At 68.6% G+C, this 18,770-nt stretch carries 19 protein-coding genes, 1 tRNA gene, 1 other RNA gene and 1 riboswitch; of the genes, 18 read left to right on the top strand and 3 right to left on the bottom strand.

Annotation, left to right across the window (positions count from 1 at the left end):
- Positions 1–71: 71 nt before the first annotated feature.
- Together ACFXKA_RS29510 and ACFXKA_RS29505 are read right to left on the bottom strand one after the other, a co-directional pair.
- Positions 72–157 (bottom strand) — tRNA-Ser (locus ACFXKA_RS29510).
- A gap of 54 nt (positions 158–211) precedes the next feature.
- A complete protein-coding gene (locus ACFXKA_RS29505) occupies positions 212–1,306 on the bottom strand; it encodes a hypothetical protein (RefSeq protein ID WP_379429776.1) in 1,095 nt (364 codons plus the stop codon).
- A gap of 99 nt (positions 1,307–1,405) precedes the next feature.
- Here ACFXKA_RS29505 and ffs point away from each other — a divergent pair.
- Together ffs and ACFXKA_RS29495 are read left to right on the top strand one after the other, a co-directional pair.
- An RNA gene (ffs, locus tag ACFXKA_RS29500) (signal recognition particle sRNA small type) lies at positions 1,406–1,500 on the top strand.
- Between the two features lie 140 nt (positions 1,501–1,640).
- The gene (locus ACFXKA_RS29495) at positions 1,641–2,942 is read left to right on the top strand and encodes an aminotransferase class I/II-fold pyridoxal phosphate-dependent enzyme (RefSeq protein WP_379429775.1); all 1,302 of its coding nucleotides are present in this window, start codon (positions 1,641–1,643) and stop codon (positions 2,940–2,942) included.
- Between the two features lie 168 nt (positions 2,943–3,110).
- On the opposite strand, the gene ACFXKA_RS29490 is transcribed toward ACFXKA_RS29495, so the two are convergent.
- Positions 3,111–3,965, bottom strand: coding sequence for a methyltransferase domain-containing protein (locus ACFXKA_RS29490; protein ID WP_379429774.1), 855 nt, complete (start codon positions 3,963–3,965; stop codon positions 3,111–3,113).
- Positions 3,966–4,041: 76 nt separating this feature from the next.
- Between ACFXKA_RS29490 and ACFXKA_RS29485 the strand changes: the two genes are divergently transcribed.
- The 16 genes from ACFXKA_RS29485 to ACFXKA_RS29410 all read left to right on the top strand — a co-directional run bounded on the left by ACFXKA_RS29485 (position 4,042) and on the right by ACFXKA_RS29410 (position 18,762).
- Positions 4,042–4,620, top strand: a complete 579-nt coding sequence (locus ACFXKA_RS29485; RefSeq protein ID WP_354838751.1) for an HhH-GPD-type base excision DNA repair protein — start codon at positions 4,042–4,044, stop codon at positions 4,618–4,620.
- A gap of 117 nt (positions 4,621–4,737) precedes the next feature.
- Entirely contained in the window at positions 4,738–5,433 is a 696-nt protein-coding gene (locus ACFXKA_RS29480; RefSeq protein WP_354838754.1) for a hypothetical protein, read from the top strand.
- Positions 5,434–5,591: 158 nt separating this feature from the next.
- The gene (locus ACFXKA_RS29475; RefSeq protein ID WP_379429773.1) at positions 5,592–6,311 is read left to right on the top strand and encodes a hypothetical protein; all 720 of its coding nucleotides are present in this window, start codon (positions 5,592–5,594) and stop codon (positions 6,309–6,311) included.
- Between the two features lie 212 nt (positions 6,312–6,523).
- Positions 6,524–7,219, top strand: a complete 696-nt coding sequence (locus ACFXKA_RS29470; RefSeq protein WP_379429772.1) for a hypothetical protein — start codon at positions 6,524–6,526, stop codon at positions 7,217–7,219.
- 142 nt (positions 7,220–7,361) lie between these two features.
- Positions 7,362–7,910, top strand: coding sequence for a flavin reductase family protein (locus ACFXKA_RS29465; RefSeq protein ID WP_379429771.1), 549 nt, complete (start codon positions 7,362–7,364; stop codon positions 7,908–7,910).
- Between the two features lie 102 nt (positions 7,911–8,012).
- Positions 8,013–8,105, top strand: a riboswitch (SAM riboswitch).
- A gap of 8 nt (positions 8,106–8,113) precedes the next feature.
- Positions 8,114–9,010, top strand: coding sequence for an amino acid ABC transporter permease (locus ACFXKA_RS29460; RefSeq protein WP_354838764.1), 897 nt, complete (start codon positions 8,114–8,116; stop codon positions 9,008–9,010).
- Complete coding sequence (locus ACFXKA_RS29455) at positions 9,007–9,771, top strand: amino acid ABC transporter ATP-binding protein (RefSeq protein WP_379429770.1); 765 nt, start codon at positions 9,007–9,009, stop codon at positions 9,769–9,771. The genes ACFXKA_RS29460 and ACFXKA_RS29455 overlap by 4 nt, the downstream gene beginning before the upstream one ends.
- A gap of 28 nt (positions 9,772–9,799) precedes the next feature.
- On the top strand, positions 9,800–10,777 hold the full coding sequence (locus ACFXKA_RS29450; RefSeq protein WP_379429769.1) for an ABC transporter substrate-binding protein: 978 nt from the start codon (positions 9,800–9,802) through the stop codon (positions 10,775–10,777).
- Positions 10,774–11,292 carry a GNAT family N-acetyltransferase gene (locus tag ACFXKA_RS29445; RefSeq protein ID WP_379429768.1) on the top strand — a complete coding sequence of 173 codons (519 nt, stop codon included), beginning with the start codon at positions 10,774–10,776 and terminating at the stop codon, positions 11,290–11,292. Before ACFXKA_RS29450 ends, ACFXKA_RS29445 begins: the two co-directional genes overlap by 4 nt.
- Positions 11,289–12,359: an LLM class flavin-dependent oxidoreductase gene (locus tag ACFXKA_RS29440; RefSeq protein WP_379429767.1), complete on the top strand. Its 1,071-nt coding sequence runs from the start codon at positions 11,289–11,291 to the stop codon at positions 12,357–12,359. The genes ACFXKA_RS29445 and ACFXKA_RS29440 overlap by 4 nt, the downstream gene beginning before the upstream one ends.
- Entirely contained in the window at positions 12,356–13,990 is a 1,635-nt protein-coding gene (locus tag ACFXKA_RS29435) for an ABC transporter substrate-binding protein (RefSeq protein WP_379429766.1), read from the top strand. Before ACFXKA_RS29440 ends, ACFXKA_RS29435 begins: the two co-directional genes overlap by 4 nt.
- A gap of 4 nt (positions 13,991–13,994) precedes the next feature.
- Positions 13,995–14,954 carry an ABC transporter permease gene (locus ACFXKA_RS29430; protein ID WP_379429765.1) on the top strand — a complete coding sequence of 320 codons (960 nt, stop codon included), beginning with the start codon at positions 13,995–13,997 and terminating at the stop codon, positions 14,952–14,954.
- The gene (locus ACFXKA_RS29425; RefSeq protein WP_354838779.1) at positions 14,947–15,108 is read left to right on the top strand and encodes a hypothetical protein; all 162 of its coding nucleotides are present in this window, start codon (positions 14,947–14,949) and stop codon (positions 15,106–15,108) included. The genes ACFXKA_RS29430 and ACFXKA_RS29425 overlap by 8 nt, the downstream gene beginning before the upstream one ends.
- A gap of 65 nt (positions 15,109–15,173) precedes the next feature.
- Positions 15,174–16,043, top strand: coding sequence for an ABC transporter permease (locus ACFXKA_RS29420; RefSeq protein ID WP_379429764.1), 870 nt, complete (start codon positions 15,174–15,176; stop codon positions 16,041–16,043).
- On the top strand, positions 16,040–17,665 hold the full coding sequence (locus ACFXKA_RS29415; protein ID WP_379429763.1) for a dipeptide ABC transporter ATP-binding protein: 1,626 nt from the start codon (positions 16,040–16,042) through the stop codon (positions 17,663–17,665). The genes ACFXKA_RS29420 and ACFXKA_RS29415 overlap by 4 nt, the downstream gene beginning before the upstream one ends.
- The gene (locus ACFXKA_RS29410; RefSeq protein WP_379429762.1) at positions 17,665–18,762 is read left to right on the top strand and encodes an LLM class flavin-dependent oxidoreductase; all 1,098 of its coding nucleotides are present in this window, start codon (positions 17,665–17,667) and stop codon (positions 18,760–18,762) included. Before ACFXKA_RS29415 ends, ACFXKA_RS29410 begins: the two co-directional genes overlap by 1 nt.
- Positions 18,763–18,770: the final 8 nt, after the last annotated feature.

Raw genomic sequence — 18,770 nt, 5'->3', positions numbered from 1 at the left:
CGTGTTGATGCCGTTGTTGATGCGGCCCAGGCCAGCTGCTCAAATAGAGCATCTGACCTGGGCCCATCCGGCGGAGGATAGGGGATTTGAACCCCTGAGGGCTGTTAACCCAACCCGCGTTCCAGGCGAGCGCCATAGGCCACTAGGCGAATCCTCCGCCGAGCAATATACCGGGTGCCCCCCTGGTGGAAGCAAATGCCGTGGTCGGCGGCTACTTCTTCTTCAGATTGGTGAGGGCTTTCTGGGCCTGGTCCTTGCAGACCTGGGCGATCGCGTCCTTGCTGACGTCCTGGCCCTTGGCCATGCGCAGGCGGATGTTGACCTTGACGGAGGCGTTGTCGTCCTTGACCGCGACCGTGTAGTCGGTGGTGGTCCAGTAGGTCCAGTCGTCGACCTTGGCCGACCAGTAGCCCGCCTCGCCGATGCCGTTCACGTCGCCGGCGGTGCGGCCGCTGCCGGTGGTGCCGGTGTCGGTCGTCTTCCAGGTGTCGTATTCGGGCTTGTTGTAGGCCGTCGACGCGCCGCTCGAGAAGGACACGTCGAGGGTGAGGTCGGCGGTGTTGGTGGTGTACTTGTCGGTCTTGCTGGCCTCTTCGTTGCCGGCGCGGCAGTCGAAGCGGCCGCCCGAGTAGTCGGTGGGCTTGGTCTCGGAGTGCTCGGGGGTGCCCTTGGAGGTGGACACCCACTTGCTCAGCACCGAGGTGTCGATCACGCTGCAGCCGTTGGTGACACCGTCCATCGTGTACTTGCCGGCGTTCTTCTTCTTGTCGTCGCTCAGCGGCGAGGGGCCGTCGCCGCCGGAGAGGGCGACCGCGCCGATGATGACGCCGACGATCACCACCAGGCCGATGACACCGCTGACGATCCAGCCGGTCTTGTTGCCGCCCGAGCGGGGCGGCTGCGCCGGGTAGCCGTAGGCGGGCGCGATCGGCGGGGTCGGAGGCGGGGCGTACTGCTGCTGGGGGAAGCCGCCGGACATCGGTTGCTGCGCGTAGCCCCCGGAGGCCGGCTGCTGCGGGTAACCGCCCGGCACCGCCTGCTGCGGGAATCCCCCCGACATCGCCTGCTGCGGGAATCCCCCCGGCACCGCCGGGTAGCCGCCGGAGGGCTGGCCGGTCGAAAGCGGCTGGGCGGGCGGCGTGTATGGCGGGATACCGCCGGCGTTGTAGTTCAGCATGGTCGGGTCCGCGCCCTGGACCGGTTGACCGGCGTCGGTTCCGCTGGGCGGGGTGGCCCACCACTGCGCGGTTTCCTGGGCTTTTGCCGGGTCGTGCGGCCCACCCGATCCTGGATCGGAACTCGTCATCTCGTCTTTCCCCTCCGGAATTTCGCGGGTGACCCCGCTTATCGCAGGCATCGTATCGACCCGGTGGCGCACGGGGCGCGGTGAGCCGCTACACTGGCCGACGGATCCAGCGCGGCGCGCATCCTGTGAACTCCCCCAGGGCCGGAAGGCAGCAAGGGTCAACGGGCTCTGCCGGGTGCGCTGGGTCCCCTTTCATTTTCGGGGCCCGATCGGGCGGCGACGGAACTGTATATATCCCTGCCGAATCGGAGCGGTCGCCTAGTAACGTGGTCGGTTGGGTTCGCGGTGCGCGCAACCCTGGACAAACATCCCACGCCATTGGAAAGGCTGTCAGATGCCTCGGCAGACGCAATTCGGTTTGATGAGCCATGCGGAACTCGTGACGGAACACGAGACGCAGACCGCGAACTACGCGAAGCTCAAGACCGAGAAGCTGACGCTGGACATTACGAGAGGAAAGCCCTCGCCCGAGCAGCTGGACCTCTCGCAGGAACTCCTCGAGCTGCCGGGCACCGCCGACTACCGCGACGCCAACGGCACCGATGTGCGCAATTACGGTGGCCTGCACGGCCTGCCGGAGCTGCGCGCCATCTTCGGTGAGCTGCTCGGCATTCCGGTGTCGAATCTGCTCGCCGGCAACAACGCCAGCCTGGAGATCATGCACGACCTGCTGGTGTTCTCGATGCTGCACGGCACCGCCGATTCGGTGCGCCGCTGGGCCGACGAGCCGGTGCTCAAGTTCCTGTGCCCGGTGCCGGGGTACGACCGGCACTTCGCCATCACCGAGTCGCTGGGCTTCGAGATGATCCCGATCCCGATGAAGGGTGACGGCCCGGACACCCACCTGATCGCGGAGCTGGTGGCGTCCGACCCCAGCATCAAGGGTCTGTGGGCGGTGCCGAACTACTCCAACCCGACCGGCGTCACCTTCTCCGAAGCCGTTACCCGCGAACTGGTTTCGATGCCGACGGCCGCGCCGGACTTCCGCCTGTTCTGGGACAACGCCTACGCGGTGCACCCGCTCACCGACACCGCTGAGCCGGTGCTGGACGTGCTGGGCCTGGCCGCGGCGGCGGGGCACCCGAACCGCCCGTTCGTGCTGGCCTCCACCTCGAAGATCACCTTCGCGGGTGCGGGCGTGAGCTTCTTCGGCTCGTCGACCGCGAACCTGGAGTGGTACCTGAAGCACCTGGGCAAGAAGACCATCGGCCCGGACAAGCTGAACCAGCTGCGGCACCTGCGCTTCTTCGGGGACGCCGAGGGTGTGCGGGAGCACATGCAGAAGCACCGCGCCATCCTGGAGCCGAAATTCAAACTGGTGCTGCGGATTCTGGAGGACCGGCTGGGCGCCTCGAAGGTGGCGTCCTGGACCGAGCCGAAGGGCGGCTACTTCATCAGCCTGGACGTGCTGGAGGGCACCGCGAGCAAGGTGGTGGCGCTGGCGAAGGACGCGGGCATCGCGCTGACCCCCGCCGGATCGTCCTACCCGTACGGAAAGGACCCGGAGGACAAGAACATTCGCATCGCGCCCAGCTTCCCGTCCGAGGGTGAGCTGGAGCAGGCGATGGAGGGCCTGGCCACCTGCGTGCTGCTGGCCGCGTCCGAGAAGCTCATGAACTCCTCCCCGAGCCTTTAGCGGGCGGTTCGGGTGCCGTGACCGGTCGGCAACCCGTGCCGGCGGTTGGGTGCCGCTAGCATTTCGGGGGTCCCCGATGAGTTACCCTCGTGCTCCGAAATCAGTTGTTGCGAAACGTTTTTCGCGCGTCGGGCGCGCACCGGAACCGGTGCGCGCCCGGGCTGTTTCTCAGTGCGGCTTGTGGGCCAGCACCGCGAAGATGGTCACCGACAGGTGGATGTCGCCGCTGGCGGCGCCGGCCTCCAGGTCGGCGAGCAGCTGGTCGCGCTGACGCTCGGTAATGGCGCTGCGCGCGACGGCCCGGTCCGCCACCCGGGCGAGGAGCGCGCCCGCACCGACGCGGCCGTCCTGCACCAGCGCGTGCGAGCCGATGTCGTCGACGACCAGCCCGGCCTGGGTGAGCTGACCCGCCAGCCGGCGGCCCGCGTAGGGATTGGTGGTGCCCGCGATCATGGTCTCGATGACCTCGTGCACGACGTGCCGGTCGCCCGGATGCACGATGGCCGTGCCCCAGTCGCTGTCCATGACCACCACGCGCCCGCCGGGGCGCAGCACCCGGGCGATCTCCCCGGCGGCCCGGGCGGGTGCGGTGAGATGCTGGAAGACGCGCTCGCACAGCGCCACGTCGAAGCTCTCGCTGCCGACGGGCAGACCGTAGGCGTCACCGCTGACGAATTTGGCGGCGGATCCGGCCTGGGCGGCACGGCGTTCGGCGGCGCTGCGCAGATGCGGGTCGGGTTCGACGCCGAGCGCGGTGCCGGTGGGGCCGACCAGGTCGGCGAAGGTCAGTACCTCCGACCCGGAGCCGGACCCGATGTCGACGGCGCTCTCGCCGGGCCGGGTGGCCAGGGCCTCGTGGGCCCAGGCGCGCAGGCTCCGGATGCCCGGCAGCGCTGCCTGTAGATCGTGAACGTCGACGAGCTGGTCTTGTCCATCGCGGTCGAAACGGTCCGGTCGCAGTCCGGACCCAGCGGCAGGGTGCGCCGCGGCTCGCACTGAAGAATTAGCCATGGTGTCGGGCATGGCCGCAGCCTAGTCCTTCTGGGGCGCCACCGTGACCCGCGTCACCGCGACCGGGGATGAATGGGATGATCGATGCATGGTGAGCCGCACGCTGTGTATTGCGCAGGAATCCGATGCCGACGAGCTGCTTTCGACCGATGATTTCGCCCTGTTGGTCGGAATGATGCTGGATCAGCAGTTTCCGATGGAGCACGCATTCCGCGGCCCGTGGAAACTCGCCGACCGCATGGGCGGGTTCGATATCCACAAGATCGCCGCCGCCGATCCCGAGGCATTCGAGGAGCTGGCCGCGACCCCGCCGGCCATCCACCGCTACGGCCGTTCCATGGGCCGGCGCGTCCAGGAGCTGGCTCGATTCATCGTGGAGAACTACGACGGCACGACCGCGGCGCTGTGGACCGAGGGTGATCCGGACGGCAAGGAAATCCTGAAGCGGCTGAAGAAGCTGCCGGGTTTCGGCGATCAGAAGGCGCGGATCTTCCTGGCGCTCTTGGGTAAGCAGCGCGGGCTGACCGCCAACGGCTGGCGCGAGGCCGCGGGCGCCTACGGCGAGGACGGTTCCCGCCGCTCGGTCGCCGATGTGACCGACGCCGAATCCCTCACTCAGGTGCGGGAATTCAAGAAACAGGCGAAGGCTGCCGCCAAGGCGAAGTAAGCGGTGTCCGGTTCGCCCGGATCGAATCAAGCTGGTTTTTAACCTCCAGAAACCTGTGAGGTTGCTTAATGCTTGCCGCCGACAGTTCAGTTCGCGGCAGTGGAAGCAGTAAGCAGAATGAAGATGAGGAAATTCACCGGGATTGTGGCATTGGTGATCGCGGCTACCGGCGTGACGGCCGGTACCGCCTACGCCGCTCCGGCCGAGGCCGACAACGCCGCCATCAATTACACCGGCCAGTCCACCGACACCGGTGCGATCATCCGGACCGACGCCGGTTCACTGGTGGTCGAGGACGGCGTGCTGAAGATCAAGGCCGCCAATGGGACCACCGTCGCCGGTACGGAATTGAAGTTCCGGGTCGACGATTTCGAGTTCCCGATCGCGGCGGAGATCAACGACCGCACGGCCACTCTGACGCCGCAGTTCGATGAGGCGCACGCGGTGTACAAGCCGGTCGCGCTGCCCTACGAGGATCAGGCGCCCTGGAAGACCCAGTACGACCGGGAACTGGCCGCCTGGAACCGCCTGACCAGCTCGATCAGCGCGGGCGCGACCCTGGGCACGCTGGTCGGCGGCCTCGGTGGCGCGGCGGTGGGCTGCATCGCCGGCGGCGCCGCCGGTCTGGTGGCCACCGGTGCGCTGGCCACGCTGTTCGGCGCGGGTCCGCTCGCGGGCTGCGTGGTGGGGGCGGCCACCGTCGGCTTCCTGGGTACCATCGCCGGTCAGTTGTTCGTCACGGCTCCGGTCGCGATTGCCGCTGCGGTGCAATACTTCACGACTATCAATCAGCCGTTCACACCTGCCAAGTAGGCCATTTCGGCAACCGATGGGCAAAGATTCACCGGCAAGGAACCGACGTGCCACGTTGTGTTTGAAAAGGCCGGTTTCCATCACAGCGTCCCAGGGCTACACCTGACCTTGTTGCCCTGGGGCGCATCTGCTCATCTCAAGAGGAATTCCGAATACACATGCGTCTCAAGAATTTCGCCGCGGTGTCCGCGCTCGTGGTCGCCGCCCTGGGCGTCACCGCCGGTACCGTGAACGCGGCCCCGGCCGCTGACAATGCCGCGATCAACTACACCGCCACCAACTCCGAGACCAACACCATCATCCACACCGATGGTGGCTCGATGGTCGTCGAGAACGGCAACTTCCTGATCAAGGCCGCCAACGGCAACATCCTCGCCGGTATGCCGCTGAAGGTTCAGGTGGACGACTTCACCTTCCCGATCGCCGCGGAGATCTCGGACCACACCGCGACCCTGACCCCGCAGTACGACATGGACCACGCGGTCTACACGCCGGCCAACGTCAAGGACGTCTCCCTGCCGTACGAGGACCAGGCTCCCTGGAAGTCGGACTACGACCGTGAGCAGGCCGCCTGGAACCGCATGAAGGACACCATCGCGATGGGTGCGACCGTCGCGACCCTGGTCGGTGGTCTGGGCGCCGCGGCCGTCGGCTGTGTCCTGGGCTTCGGCGTCGCCGGCCTGGCGTCGGCTCCGCTGGCCGCTCTGTTCGGCGCGGGCCCGCTCATCGGCTGCCTCGTCGGCGCTTCGACCGTCGGCTTCCTGGGTACCATCGCCGGTCAGCTGTTCATCACCGCGCCGGTCGCCATCGCCGCCGCGATCCAGTACTTCACCACCATCAACCAGCCGCACATCAGCGCTCCGGCTCCGGCCAAGTAAGGGCGCGGTTCTAACGGTTCTATAGGAGCGAGGGGCTCTATAGGCATCAGCTGATACCTCATCGGGACAGCCCGCTCGGCCGTATGGCCGGGCGGGTTTCCCATTTCAACTGTTCACCGCGTCAGCACCCCGGATCCATATCTCGTTCGGGTCGGCCCGTTTCGATCATTCGGTCCACACCTGCGGACTGTCTGATGAGGAAACAAAGGGAAATGCGCTTCAAGAATTTCGCCGCGACCGCGGCGCTGGTCATCGCCGCCATGGGCGTCACCGCCGGCACCGTCAATGCGGCCCCGGCTGCCGATAATGGCGTGATCGATTACGCAGCAACGACTTCCGACACCAACACCATCATCCGCACCGATGGTGGCTCGATGGTGGTCGAGGACGGCACCTTCAAGATCAAGGCTGCCAATGGCACCGTGCTGGCCGGCCTGCCGCTGAACTTCCGGGTCGACGACTTCGAGTTCCCGATCGCCGCGGAGATCGCCGACCACACCGCGACCCTCACCCCGCAGTACGACATGGATCACGCGGTCTACAAGCCGATCAACCTGCCCTACGAGGACCAGGCTCCGTGGAAGTCGGACTACGACCGTGAGCAGGCCGCCTGGAACCGTATGAAGGACACCATCTCCACCGGCGCCACCATCGGCACCACGGTCGGCGCCCTGGGTGGCGCGGCTGTCGGCTGCATCGCCGGTATCGGTGTGGGTCTGGTCGCCACCGGCGCCCTGGCCACCCTGTTCGGCCTGGGCCCGCTCGGCGGCTGCGTTCTGGGTGCGGCCACCGTCGGCTTCCTGGGCACCATCGCGGGTCAGCTGTTCGTGACCGCGCCGGTCGCCATCGCGGCCGTGTACAACTACTTCGTCACCGTCAACCAGCCGCACATCGAGGCGCCGAAGTAATCATCGCGAGGATTCTGACCCCCGTCCGGCGCCTGCCGGGCGGGGGTTTCGCATTGTCCCGCAACGGGACCGCGGCCGCCGACTTGCAATCGAGGTGAACGCAATCCTGTCGCGGCGCGTACGGCGGTGCTGAAGTGGGGCAATGGGCGAGCTGACCTCGATTCACGGCGCGGCCGCCGCGCTCACTCCGGTCGACGGGACCGATCTGCGGCGGACCTTTTCGCACTTTCCCAGCGGGGTGGTGGCCGTGTGCGCACGCATCGGCGGGACACCGTACGGCCTGGTGGCGAGCACCTTCGTGCCGGTCTCCCTGGACCCGCCGCTGGTGTCGATCTGCATCCAGTATTCGTCGGAGACCTGGCCGCGGCTGGAGCAGGCGAGCCGTTTGGGCCTGAGCCTGCTCAGCAGCGAGCAGGAACCGGCGGCGCGCGGGCTGAGCTCGCGGCGGGGAGACCGCTTCCGCAATGTCGACCTGCACCCCGGGAACGGGAACGCGGCGTTCGTCGCCGGGGCCACGGCGTGGCTGGAAACCTCGGTGCACGAACAGGTGCCGGCCGGTGATCACGCGGTGGTGCTGCTGCGGGTGCACCGGCTCGGCACGCACCCCGATTCCGAGCCGCTGGTCTTCCACCGCAGCGGTTTCCGCGCCCTCTACGACCCGGCCCCCGACCGCGACGAGGCCGCGGGCTGATTTCCCCGTTTCCACCGGAATTCCGGAAAACGACTGCCATGCAATTGAATTCACGTTGATCGTGACCGGCGACATGCGCCGTCGGAATTCGTAGTGTCGTCTACACCATCCAGAGCGATCGAGAGACCCGGCTCGCAGACATCGCAGCAACCCCCGCGCACGTGGTGCGGGTGCTTCCGCCGGGACCGATGGAGGACGAATCCATGAGTACGCTGGCGGCGCCCACGCAGACGGAGCCCGAAGCCGAACACCACGACGGGGATCTGCCGGTCGTCCGCGCCCGCCACCCGTGGCGCTGGGTCACCGCGGCGATCGCGCTGGTGCTGGTCGCGCAGTTCGCGCACGGGCTGATCACCAATCCGGGCTGGGACTGGGGAACCTTCGCGCAGTATGTCACCGCGAAATCGGTATTGTCGGCGCTGAAGGTGACGCTGGAGCTGACCTTCTGGGGCACGCTGCTGGGCTTCTTCCTCGGTGTCTGGCTGGCCGTGGGCCGGTTGTCGAAGAACCCGGTGCTGCAGGCGATCTCGTGGACCTATGTCTGGGCCTTCCGGTCGATCCCGCTGATCGTGCAGCTGTTGTTCTGGTTCAATCTGGCCTACCTGTACAAGACGCTGTCGCTGGGCATTCCGTTCGGGCCGGAGTTCGCGCGATTCCAGACCAATGGCGTGATCAGCGGATTCACCGCGGCCGTCATCGGTTTGGCACTGCATCAGGCCGCGTATTCGGCGGAGATCATCCGGGCCGGGATCATCTCGGTCGACGAGGGCCAGTGGGAGGCGGCCCGGTCGCTGGGCCTGCCGTGGCGGCGGCAGTTCTTCACGATCGTGGCGCCCCAGGCGATGCGCGGAATTCTGCCGAATGCCGCCAATGAGGTGATCAGTCTTTTCAAGGGCACCTCGATCGTGTCGACCATGGCGATTGCCGAGCTGTTCTATCAGGTGCAGGTCATCTACGGCCGCAATGGCCGGGTGGTGCCGCTGCTCATGGTGGCCACGGTCTGGTACATCCTGCTGACCACCGTGCTGAGCGTCGTTCAGTTCTCTATCGAACGGCACTTCTCGAAGGGCCGTCGTTCGAAGGCCGGTGATCGGCGATGACCGAGTACGCGATCGAATTGCGCGGCATCCGAAAGTCCTTCGGCCGCAATGAAGTGCTCTCGGGCATCGACTTGGCGGTGCGCCCCGGCGAGGTGACGGTGATCCTGGGCCCGTCGGGTTCGGGCAAGTCGACGCTGCTGCGCACCATCAACCACCTCGAGCAGGTGGACGGTGGCACCGTGCGGGTCGGCGGCGAGCTGGTCGGCTACCGGCGCAAGGGCGGCAAGCTGCACGAACTGCACGAACACGAGATCCTGCGGCAGCGGGCGCGCATCGGATTCGTGTTCCAGAACTTCAATCTCTTTCCACACCTGACGGTTCGGGAGAATGTCGCGCTCGCGCCCGTGGCCGCCCAACGCCGCTCCAAGGCCGAGGTGAACGCCGAGGCATTGGAGTTGCTGGCGCGGGTCGGCCTGGCGGACAAGGCGGACGAGTATCCGAGCCGGTTGTCGGGCGGGCAGCAGCAGCGCGTGGCCATCGCGCGGGCGCTGGCCCTGCGGCCGGAGGTGGTGCTGTTCGACGAGCCCACCTCCGCGCTGGATCCCGAGCTGGTCGGTGAAGTCCTCGATGTCATCAACGATCTGGCGCGCGGTGGTTCGACCCTGGTGATCGTCACCCACGAGGTCGGTTTCGCTCGCGAGGTCGCCGACACCGTGGTGCTGATGGACGCCGGCCGCATCGTCGAGCAGGGTCCGCCCGCGCAGGTGCTGGACAACCCGTCGCATCCGCGCACCAAAGCCTTTCTCGCGCACGTCCTCTGACGTGTTCCCACTAGGTAAGGAAAAGCTCATGTCCCTGGCAAGCCGTCGCAGACGGACCAGAGTCCTGATCGCCGTCACTCTGCTCGGTCTGCTGGCGGGCGGCTGTGCCAAGGGTGATGGCGGCACCAGCGACACGCGCAGCGTGAACGGCCTGACCTATGACCTGTCACCGGAGCAGAAGGGCCGCATTCACGCCGGCAAGGTGGATTCGATTGCCGCGCAGGTCCCGCAGGCCATTCGCGACCGCGGCACGCTGGTGGTCACCGGCACTGTCGGCGCGACGCCGCCGCTCGGCTTCTACGCCACCGATGATCGCACCGTCATCGGTTCCGAGGTGGATGTCGCCACACTGATCGCCGACATTCTCGGCCTGACGCTGGAGCGCCGGAACGGGGACTGGTCACAGAACTTCGTGAAGATCGACTCGGGCGAGGTCGACCTGTTCGTCAGCAATGTCACGGTCACCGAGGAGCGCAAGGAGAAGTACGACTTCGCCACCTACCGCAAGGACACTATCGCCCTGGAGGTGCCGAAGGATTCGACCTGGACCTATCAGGACCGGAAGTCGCTGGCCGGCAAGAAGATCGGCGTCGGTTCCGGCACCAATCAGGAGCAGCTGCTGGTCGCCTGGAACGACCGGAACGTGGCCGAGGGGCTGCCCGGGCTGGAACTCGCCTACTACCAGCAATCCTCGGATTACTACCTGGCGCTGTCCTCCGGCCGGATCGACGGCTATGTGGGCCCCAACCCGGCAGCGCAGTATCACTCCGCGACGACCGGCAACAAGGTGCTCACCACCTGGTCCGGAGCGGGAGACGCACTGCAGGCCGAGATCGCGGCACTCACTCGCAAGGACAACGGGCTCATCGGCCCCGTGCAGCAGGCCATCCAGTACGCCATCGACCACGGGACCTACAAGCAGGTCCTCGACCGCTGGGGCCTCGGTGACGAGGCCGTGCAGCAGTCGCGGATCAATCCGCCCGGACTACCCAAGAAGAAGGGATGAGCGTGTCGCGCACCGTATTCCATGTCGCACAGCACGATCCGCTGGCCGCGCCGCTGCTGGCGGAGCTGGCCATCGAATACAGCAGCCGCTATGGCCGCACCCCGGGTGAGGTGCACGCGGATCTGACCGGCTATTCGGCCGGCCATTTCGCGCCGCCGCACGGCGATCTGCTGATCGTGGTGGAGGACGGCGAACCGGTGGCGGGCGGCGCCTTCCAGCGCTTCGACGCGGAAACCGCGGAGCTGAAACGGATCTGGACGTCGAGCGCGCACCGCCGCCGAGGGCTGGGCCGGTTCGTGCTCGAGCAGCTCGAGGCCGAGATCGCCCGGCGCGGCTACCGGCGCATCTACCTGACCACCGGACCGCGTCAGCCGGAGGCCGTGGCGCTGTACACGGCCGCGGGCTACACCGCGCTGCCGCGCGACATCGTGAAGGAGGTCGGGCACGTGCACCCGTTCGAGAAGTACGTCCCCGCCGGCCGGCGTTCCGGCGACACCGAGGCGGTCCCGGCATGAAATTCCTGCTCCTGACCCTGATCACGCACACCCCGGACCCGGTGACCGGCACTGCCGAGACGCCCCGCCGGCGGTTGCGCCGCGTGGTCGACAGCGCCCTGCTGGCCGAGGACCTCGGGTACGACGGCTTCGCGGTGGGGGAGCGGCACGAGGATCCGTTCATCTCCGCCGCCCCGCCGGTGGTGCTGAGCCATATTGCCGCGGTCACCTCGCGCCTGGCCCTGTTCACCGGTGTCACCACGCTGAGCCTGCTGGATCCGGTGCGCGCGTTCGAGGACTACTCCACTCTGGACAACCTCTCCGACGGGCGCCTGGAACTGATCATCGGCAAGGGCAATGGCGCGGCGCAGGCCAAGCTGTTCCACGTCACCACCGATGACCAGTGGGATCGCAACCGCGAGGGCTACGAGCTGTTCCGCAAGCTCTGGGACAGCGACAGTGTCACCTGGTCCGGCCGCTTCCGGCCGGCGCTCACCGAGGCCAAGGCGCTGCCCCGGCCGCTGCAGCCGCGCCTGCGCATCTGGCACGGCAGCGCGACCAGCCGGGAATCCGCGGATTACGCGGCGCTGCACGGGGATCCGCTGTTCTCGGCGAATGTCACCTATCCGATCGAGCCGTACGCGGAACTGGTGGACCACTACCGGGAACGCTGGGCGGCCTATGGGCACGATCCGGCCGAGGCGCTGGTGGGCGCGGGTACGGCGGGCTTTCTGGTGACCCGCACCTCGCAGCAGGCCGTGGACCTGTATCGCCCGGTCTTCGAGGCCCGTCGGGCCGTGGCCCGGAAGTTCGGCGTACCCATCGTCTTCGAGACGGTGGAGGACTTCGCCGAACGCTCCTCCGCGCTCATCGGCAGCCCGGAACAGGTGCTGGACAAGGTGAGCCGCTACCACGAGCGGTTCGGCCACGAGGTGATCCACCTGAGCGCCGACGCCGACGGCCGCACCGAGGCTCAGCATCGCGAGAGCCTCGAGCTGTTCCAGGCCGAGGTCGCATCCGAACTGCGCCACCGCATTCCGAGCCGCCCGCTGGGCGGCGATCGCTACCCGTCCGGAGACCCCGCATGAATCAGCCCCTCGCCGCCCGCGCGGCCCGTCCCCTGGCGCTCGCGGGCGCGCTGGCCGCCACCCTCGCGCTGACCGCGTGCGGTGGCGGCGGTACCGCCGGCGGCAATGGCGAGCCGTCGGGCCCGCCGCAGTCGGGCGGCACCCTGCGCTACGGTCTGTCGTCGGCCCCGACCTGCTCGGATCCCGCGCAGTCCGGCACGAATCAGACCATCTACGTGACCCGGCAGGTTGTCGACTCCCTGGTCGATCAGGACCCGGACACCGGTGCGCTGAAGCCGTGGCTGGCCGACAGCTGGACGGTTTCCCCGGACGGCAAGTCGTTCACGTTCCACCTGAAGGACGGCATTACCTTCAGCGACGGCACCCCGCTCACCGCGGACTCGGTGCGCAAGAACTTCGATTCCATCGTCGCGCTCGGCGGGGCCAAGGCGCCGCTGGCCGCGAGCTACCTGGCCGGATACGCCGGCAGCACGGTGGTGGATCCGCGCACGGTGCGGGTGGACTTCGCGGCGCCGAATGCCCAGTTCCTGCAGGCGACGTCGACGCCGCAGCTGGGTATCCAGTCCGACGCCACGGTCGCCAAGCCCGCCGACGACCGCTGCCTGGGCGCGAATATCGGCAGCGGCCCGTTCACCTACGCGGAATGGAAGCAGAACGCCTCGGCCACGCTGGCCAAGCGCGCCGGATACGCCTGGGGCTCTGCGGTCTTCGCCGGCCAGGGTGAGGCGTACCTGGACAAGATCGTGTTCACCGTGGTCCCGGAGTCGGGCGTCCGCACCGGCAGTCTCGCTTCCGGTCAGCTCGATGCCGTCAGTGACGCGCTGCCGCAAGATGTTTCGCAGATCGAAGCGGGTGGCGGCCGGGTGCAGTTCACCGCGAATCCGGGCGTGCCGTTCGGCCTCCAGGTGAATGTCACCCGCGGACCGCTGCGGGACCCGGCGGTGCGGGCGGCGCTGGTGCCCGCCCTCGATCGCAAGGAACTGGTGGACACCGTGCTGGGCCCGCAGTTCAAACCGGCTACCAGCGTGCTCGCCTCGAAAACCCCGGGGTATGTGGATCTTTCATCCCGCGTGAAGTACGACCCGGACGCGGCGAAGAAGCTCCTCGACCAGGCCGGATGGGTGCCCGGCGCCGATGGGATCCGGGTCAAGGACGGCCAGCGGCTCGCCGCGGGCGTCATCTTCTCCGCGGTCTTCGCGGGTAATCAGGCCATCCTCGAACTGACCCAGCAGCAATTGAAGGCGGTCGGATTCGATCTCCGCCTGGAGCCGCTGTCGGCGGCGGAATCGAATGTGCGCCAGAACAACAAGGACTTCGACTTCGACTACTACAACTCCACCCGTGCCGACGGCGACATCCTGCGCACCACCTTCGCGGTGGACCAGCGCAACCTGAACGCCCGCGGCCCGGCCGAGCCGCTGGACTCCCTGCTCGCCCAGCAGCTGTCGGCCACCGACCCGGCCGCGCGGGTCCGCATCATCGGCGACGCCCAGTCCGCCGTGCTGGATCAGGGCCTGTGGATTCCGACCATCGAACTGTCCCAGGCCATCGGCGTGGGCAAGGGCGTGGCCGGGGTGAAGTTCGAGGCGTCGGCCCGGTTGCAGTTCCACGACACCTGGCTGAAGCGATAATTCCATGGGCCGCTACGTGATCGGACGGGTACTTCAGGCGGTAGGCGTGCTGTGGGCGGCGTTCACGCTGTCGTTCGTGGTGCTGTACCTGCTGCCGGGCGATCCGGTGGAGATAGCCGCCAATACCGCCACCGGCACCCCCGTGGACGCGGCGGCCATCGCGGAGATGCGGGCCAGATACGGCCTGGACCAACCGCTCTGGACGCAATACTGGACGGCGCTCACCCACGCGGTGCGCGGTGACCTGGGCCATTCCATCTTCAGCGGCCAGACCGTCGCCCGCGCCGTGGCCGAGGCGCTGCCCTCGACCCTCGCGCTGGCCGGGCTCGGCCTGCTGCTGGCGGTGCTCGGCGGCACCGGGCTCGCCCTGGCCGCCGCCTACACCGAGCGGCCCTGGCTGCGCGGCTTGCTCACCGCGCTACCGCCGATCGGGGCTTCCATGCCCGGCTTCTGGGTGGGATTGCTTTTGCTGCAGCTGTTCTCGTTCCGGTTGCGGCTGGTGCCCGCGCTCGGCGGGACCGGGTTCAGCGGCACCATCCTGCCCGCGGTCACCATCGCCATTCCGGTCGGCGCGGTGATCGCCCAGGTGCTCTACAGCAGCCTGGTCGCCACCTGGCGGCAGCCGTTCGTGGCGGTCGCCTTCGCCAAGGGCGCGTCGCGCTGGTGGGTGCAGCTGCGTCATGTGCTGCGGCCCGCCGCGACCCCCGCGTTCACGGTGGCGGGCCTGTGGGTCGGCCAGGTGCTGGCGGGCTCGGTCGTCACCGAGACCGTGTTCTCCCGGCCGGGACTGGGCCGCCTCACCCAGGAATCGGTGCTGAACCAGGACATTCCGGTGGTGCAGGGCATCGTCGTGTTCGCCGCGCTGGTCTTCGTCTCGGTCAACCTCCTCATCGATCTCGCCTATCCACTCTTGGATCCCCGTGTGGCGCACCGGGATACCCGCAAGGAGCGCGCCCATGTCTGACCTTCTGCCCGCTCACCTGATCCGGAACCTGCGCGACCACCTGCGCGTCCCCTCCGGCCCACGCTCCCGGCTGCGAGTCATCACCCTGGCCCACCCGCTTCTCGATCCCGGCATCGCCTACTGGGTCGGCGCAGAGGAGGCGTCCGATGCGTGAGGTTCTGGTGTCGTGGCCGGCACCCGCGCCGAGTCGACGGTCGTACGAGGGTAGGTGGCCCGATCATGTCTGACGCTGTGGCGCTGTCGGATACGCCCTCGCTGCCGATCGTCCCGATGCGGCGCGCGGTGGCGTGGGTACGCGGAAATCTCGGACTGTTGGCGGCGAGTGCCGTGGTGCTCCTGGTGCTGGCATGGGCGGTCGCCCCGGCGGTTTTCGCCGGGAGCGATCCCCTGCGCGGCGTGCCGGCGCAGAAGCTGCGCGGGCCCAGCGCGGGGCACTGGTTCGGGACCGACAATCTCGGCCGGGACCTGTACGCCCGCGTGGTGCACGGAACCGGTCTCTCGGTGAGCGCGACCGTGTTCGCGGTGCTGCTCGGGCTGATCGCGGGCTCGCTACTGGGATTGGTGGCGGGCACGGCGGGCGGCGCGGTGGACACGGCGATCATGCGGGTGGTCGATGTGTTGCTGTCCATACCGGATCTGCTGGTCGCGCTCGCCATGATCACCGTGCTGGGGCTGGGCACCCGCAATGTGGCCATCGCCGTGGGTGTTTCGCTCATCGCCCGGTTCGCGCGGGTGATGCGGGGCGAGGTGCTGCGGGTGCGGCGGGCCCCGTATGTGGAGGCGGCCTTCGCCTCCGGGGTGCGCTGGCACACCGTGCTGTTCCGTCATGTGCTGCGCAATGCCTACGGTCCGGTGGCGGCGCTGGCGGCGGTGGACTTCGGGGTCGCGGTGCTGTTCGTGGCCTCGCTGAGCTTCCTCGGCTATGGCGCGGTGCCGCCGACGCCGGAGTGGGGGTCGCTGGTGTCCGACGGCCGCGGGTTCCTGGCCACCGCGTGGTGGCTGACGACCATGCCCGGGCTGGTGATCGTCGTGCTGGTGCTGTCCACCCAGCGGATTGCCCGGGCACTGCAGAAGGACGGTGTCCGATGACCGATCTGCTGTTGAGCATCGAGGGGCTGCAGGTCGAATACCGGGGCAGTACCGGGACGACGGCTGCCGTGCGCGGTGTCTCGCTGGAGGTGCGGCGCGGTGAGACGGTCGCGCTGGTGGGCGAATCCGGTTCGGGCAAGTCGACTCTCGCGCACGCGGTGATCGGGCTGCTGAACGGCGGCCGGATCACGGCGGGTGCGATCGGCTTCGCCGGGGAGCGCCTCGAGCACGCCTCGCAGCGGGCGCTGCAACGGATCCGGGGTGCGCGCATCGGCCTGATCCCGCAGGACCCGGGTACCTCGCTGAATCCGGTGTTGCGCATCGGTGATCAGGTCGGGGAGGTGCTGCGCATTCACGGCCGGGCGGATCGCCGCACCGCCCGGCTCGAGGCGGTGCGGATTCTGGAGCAGGCCGGGCTGGATCGGCCGGAGGTGCGGGCCGGACAATATCCCCAGGACGTGTCCGGTGGCCAGCGCCAGCGCGTGCTGATCGGCATCGCCCTGGCCTGTGGCCCCGAACTGGTGATCGCCGACGAGCCGACCAGCGCTCTCGACGTCACCGTGCAGCGCCGCATTCTCGACCACCTCGCGCAGCGCACCGCGGAATCCGGTACGGCGGTCCTGCTCATCACCCACGACCTGGCGGTGGCCGCCGAACGCGCGGACCGCATCGCGGTCATGCAGAACGGACTGATCGTCGAAACGGGCACGGCGGCAGCGGTACTCGGCAATCCACAGCACGAGTACACGAAGCGGTTGATCGCCGCCGCCCCCACCCTTGACCGGGATCGGCATCCGCGACCCGTCCGCGAGCCCGCGACACCGCTGGTGTCGGCAACCGGGCTGCGCAAATCCTTCCGTGTCACCAGAGATTTCACAGTCACCGCGGTCGACGACGTCTCCTTGGAGATCAATCGCGGCGAAACCCTGGCCGTGGTCGGCGAATCCGGTTCGGGCAAGTCCACCACCGCCCGCATCATCGCCCGGCTGGCCGCACCGGACGCGGGCACCGTGACCTTCGACGGGCAGGACATCACCGCGCTGACAGGGGCCGGGCTGCGTGCGCTCCGCCGCCGCATCCAGGTCGTCTATCAGAACCCGTACGTGTCGCTGAACCCCAAGCTGAGTATCGGCACGATCGTGTCGGAACCCTTGCAGGCGTACGGAATCGGCGATCGCCGGTCCCGTCGTGCGACGGCCGCCGAACTCCTGGACCAGGTCGCGCTGCCGGGCGCCTACCTGGATCGCCGCCCCGCCGAACTCTCCGGCGGCCAGCGGCAGCGCGTCGCCATCGCCCGCGCCCTGGCCCTGCGCCCGGACCTGCTCGTCCTCGACGAACCGGTGTCGGCCCTGGACGTCTCGGTGCAGGCCCAGATCCTGGATCTGCTCGAACGACTGCAGACCGACCTGGACCTGGCCTACCTGTTCATCTCCCATGACCTGGCCGTGGTCCGCCGCCTGGCCGACCGCGTAGCCGTCATGCGCCAGGGGTGTGTGGTCGAAACCGCCACCACGGCCGAGCTCTTCGGCAATCCGCAGCACGACTACACCCGCGAGCTGCTCGCGGCCGTCCCCCGGGCGACCCCGCCCGAGGTCCCCCTTCCGCTCGAAAGGACAGCTTGATGCCGCATCTCCCTCCGCTGCTGCTGGGCCTGGAACTGTCCGGCACCGGCGTGCACCCGGCCTCCTGGCGGCGCGCCGACTCCCGCGCCGAGGACCTCTTCGATGCCCGCTACTGGGTGGGCGTGCTGCGGGCCGCCGAGGACGCGGGCCTCGATCTCGCATTCCTGCCCGACGGATTCACCCTGCAACCGGCGGGGGCGATCGGCCGCCTGGACGCCGTGGCGGTGGCCGCGCGCGCCGCCGCGCAGACCCGGCGCATCGGCCTGATCCCGCAGGCGTCGGTCACCCACACCGAGCCCTTCCACCTCTCCAAGGCCATTGCCAGCCTGGACTTCGCCACGAAGGGCCGGGCGGGCTGGGAGGTCACGGTCTCGGCGGGGGAGGCGGCCGTGTTCGGCCGCAAACCGGAGCAGGACGACCGCTCCCGCTGGCGGGAGGCGGACGAGGCCGTCGAGGTGGTGTCGCGGCTGTGGGACAGCTGGGAGGACGACGCCGAGATCCGCGATACGTCCACCGGCCGCTTCATCGACCGCGACAAACTGCACTACATCGACTTCGCCGGTGAGCACTTCTCGGTGAAGGGTCCGTCGATCACCCCGCGTCCGCCGCAGGGGCAGCCGCCGGTGGCGGTGCGCGCGGCCGATCCGCACAGCACCCGGGTGGCCGTGCACCGCGCCGACCTGATCCGCATTGCCGCACCGGATCTCGCGACCGCCGCCGCCACCCGCGCCGAACTGCGCTCCGCGGTCGCCGCCGCCGGGCGCGATCCCAACCGGGTCCGGGTGTTGCTCGATATCGACGTCCAGCTGGCGGACACCGTGGACGCGGCCGCCGCCGACGTCGCCCAGCTCGAGGACTGGATCGCCACCCCGGCCCCGGCGACGGTATTCCACATCGGCACCGCCGCCGAACTCCGCGACCTGCTGCGCCGCGTCGAAAGCGACTGCGCGGCAGACGGTGTGGTGCTGCGCCCGCTGGCGCTGGCCGCCGCCCTGCCGCACCTGCCCGCTCTCACCCCGTCCCTGCGCGAGCGTCTGGGCCTGCCGCGTCCGGCCGGCCGCTACGCCGGTGGCGCGCACGTCACCGCCCACGCCTGAGGAGCCAT

Source organism: Nocardia sp. NPDC059228, from assembly GCF_042754245.1.
Lineage (GTDB): Bacteria > Actinomycetota > Actinomycetes > Mycobacteriales > Mycobacteriaceae > Nocardia.
This window is presented reverse-complemented; position numbering and strand designations above follow the sequence as displayed.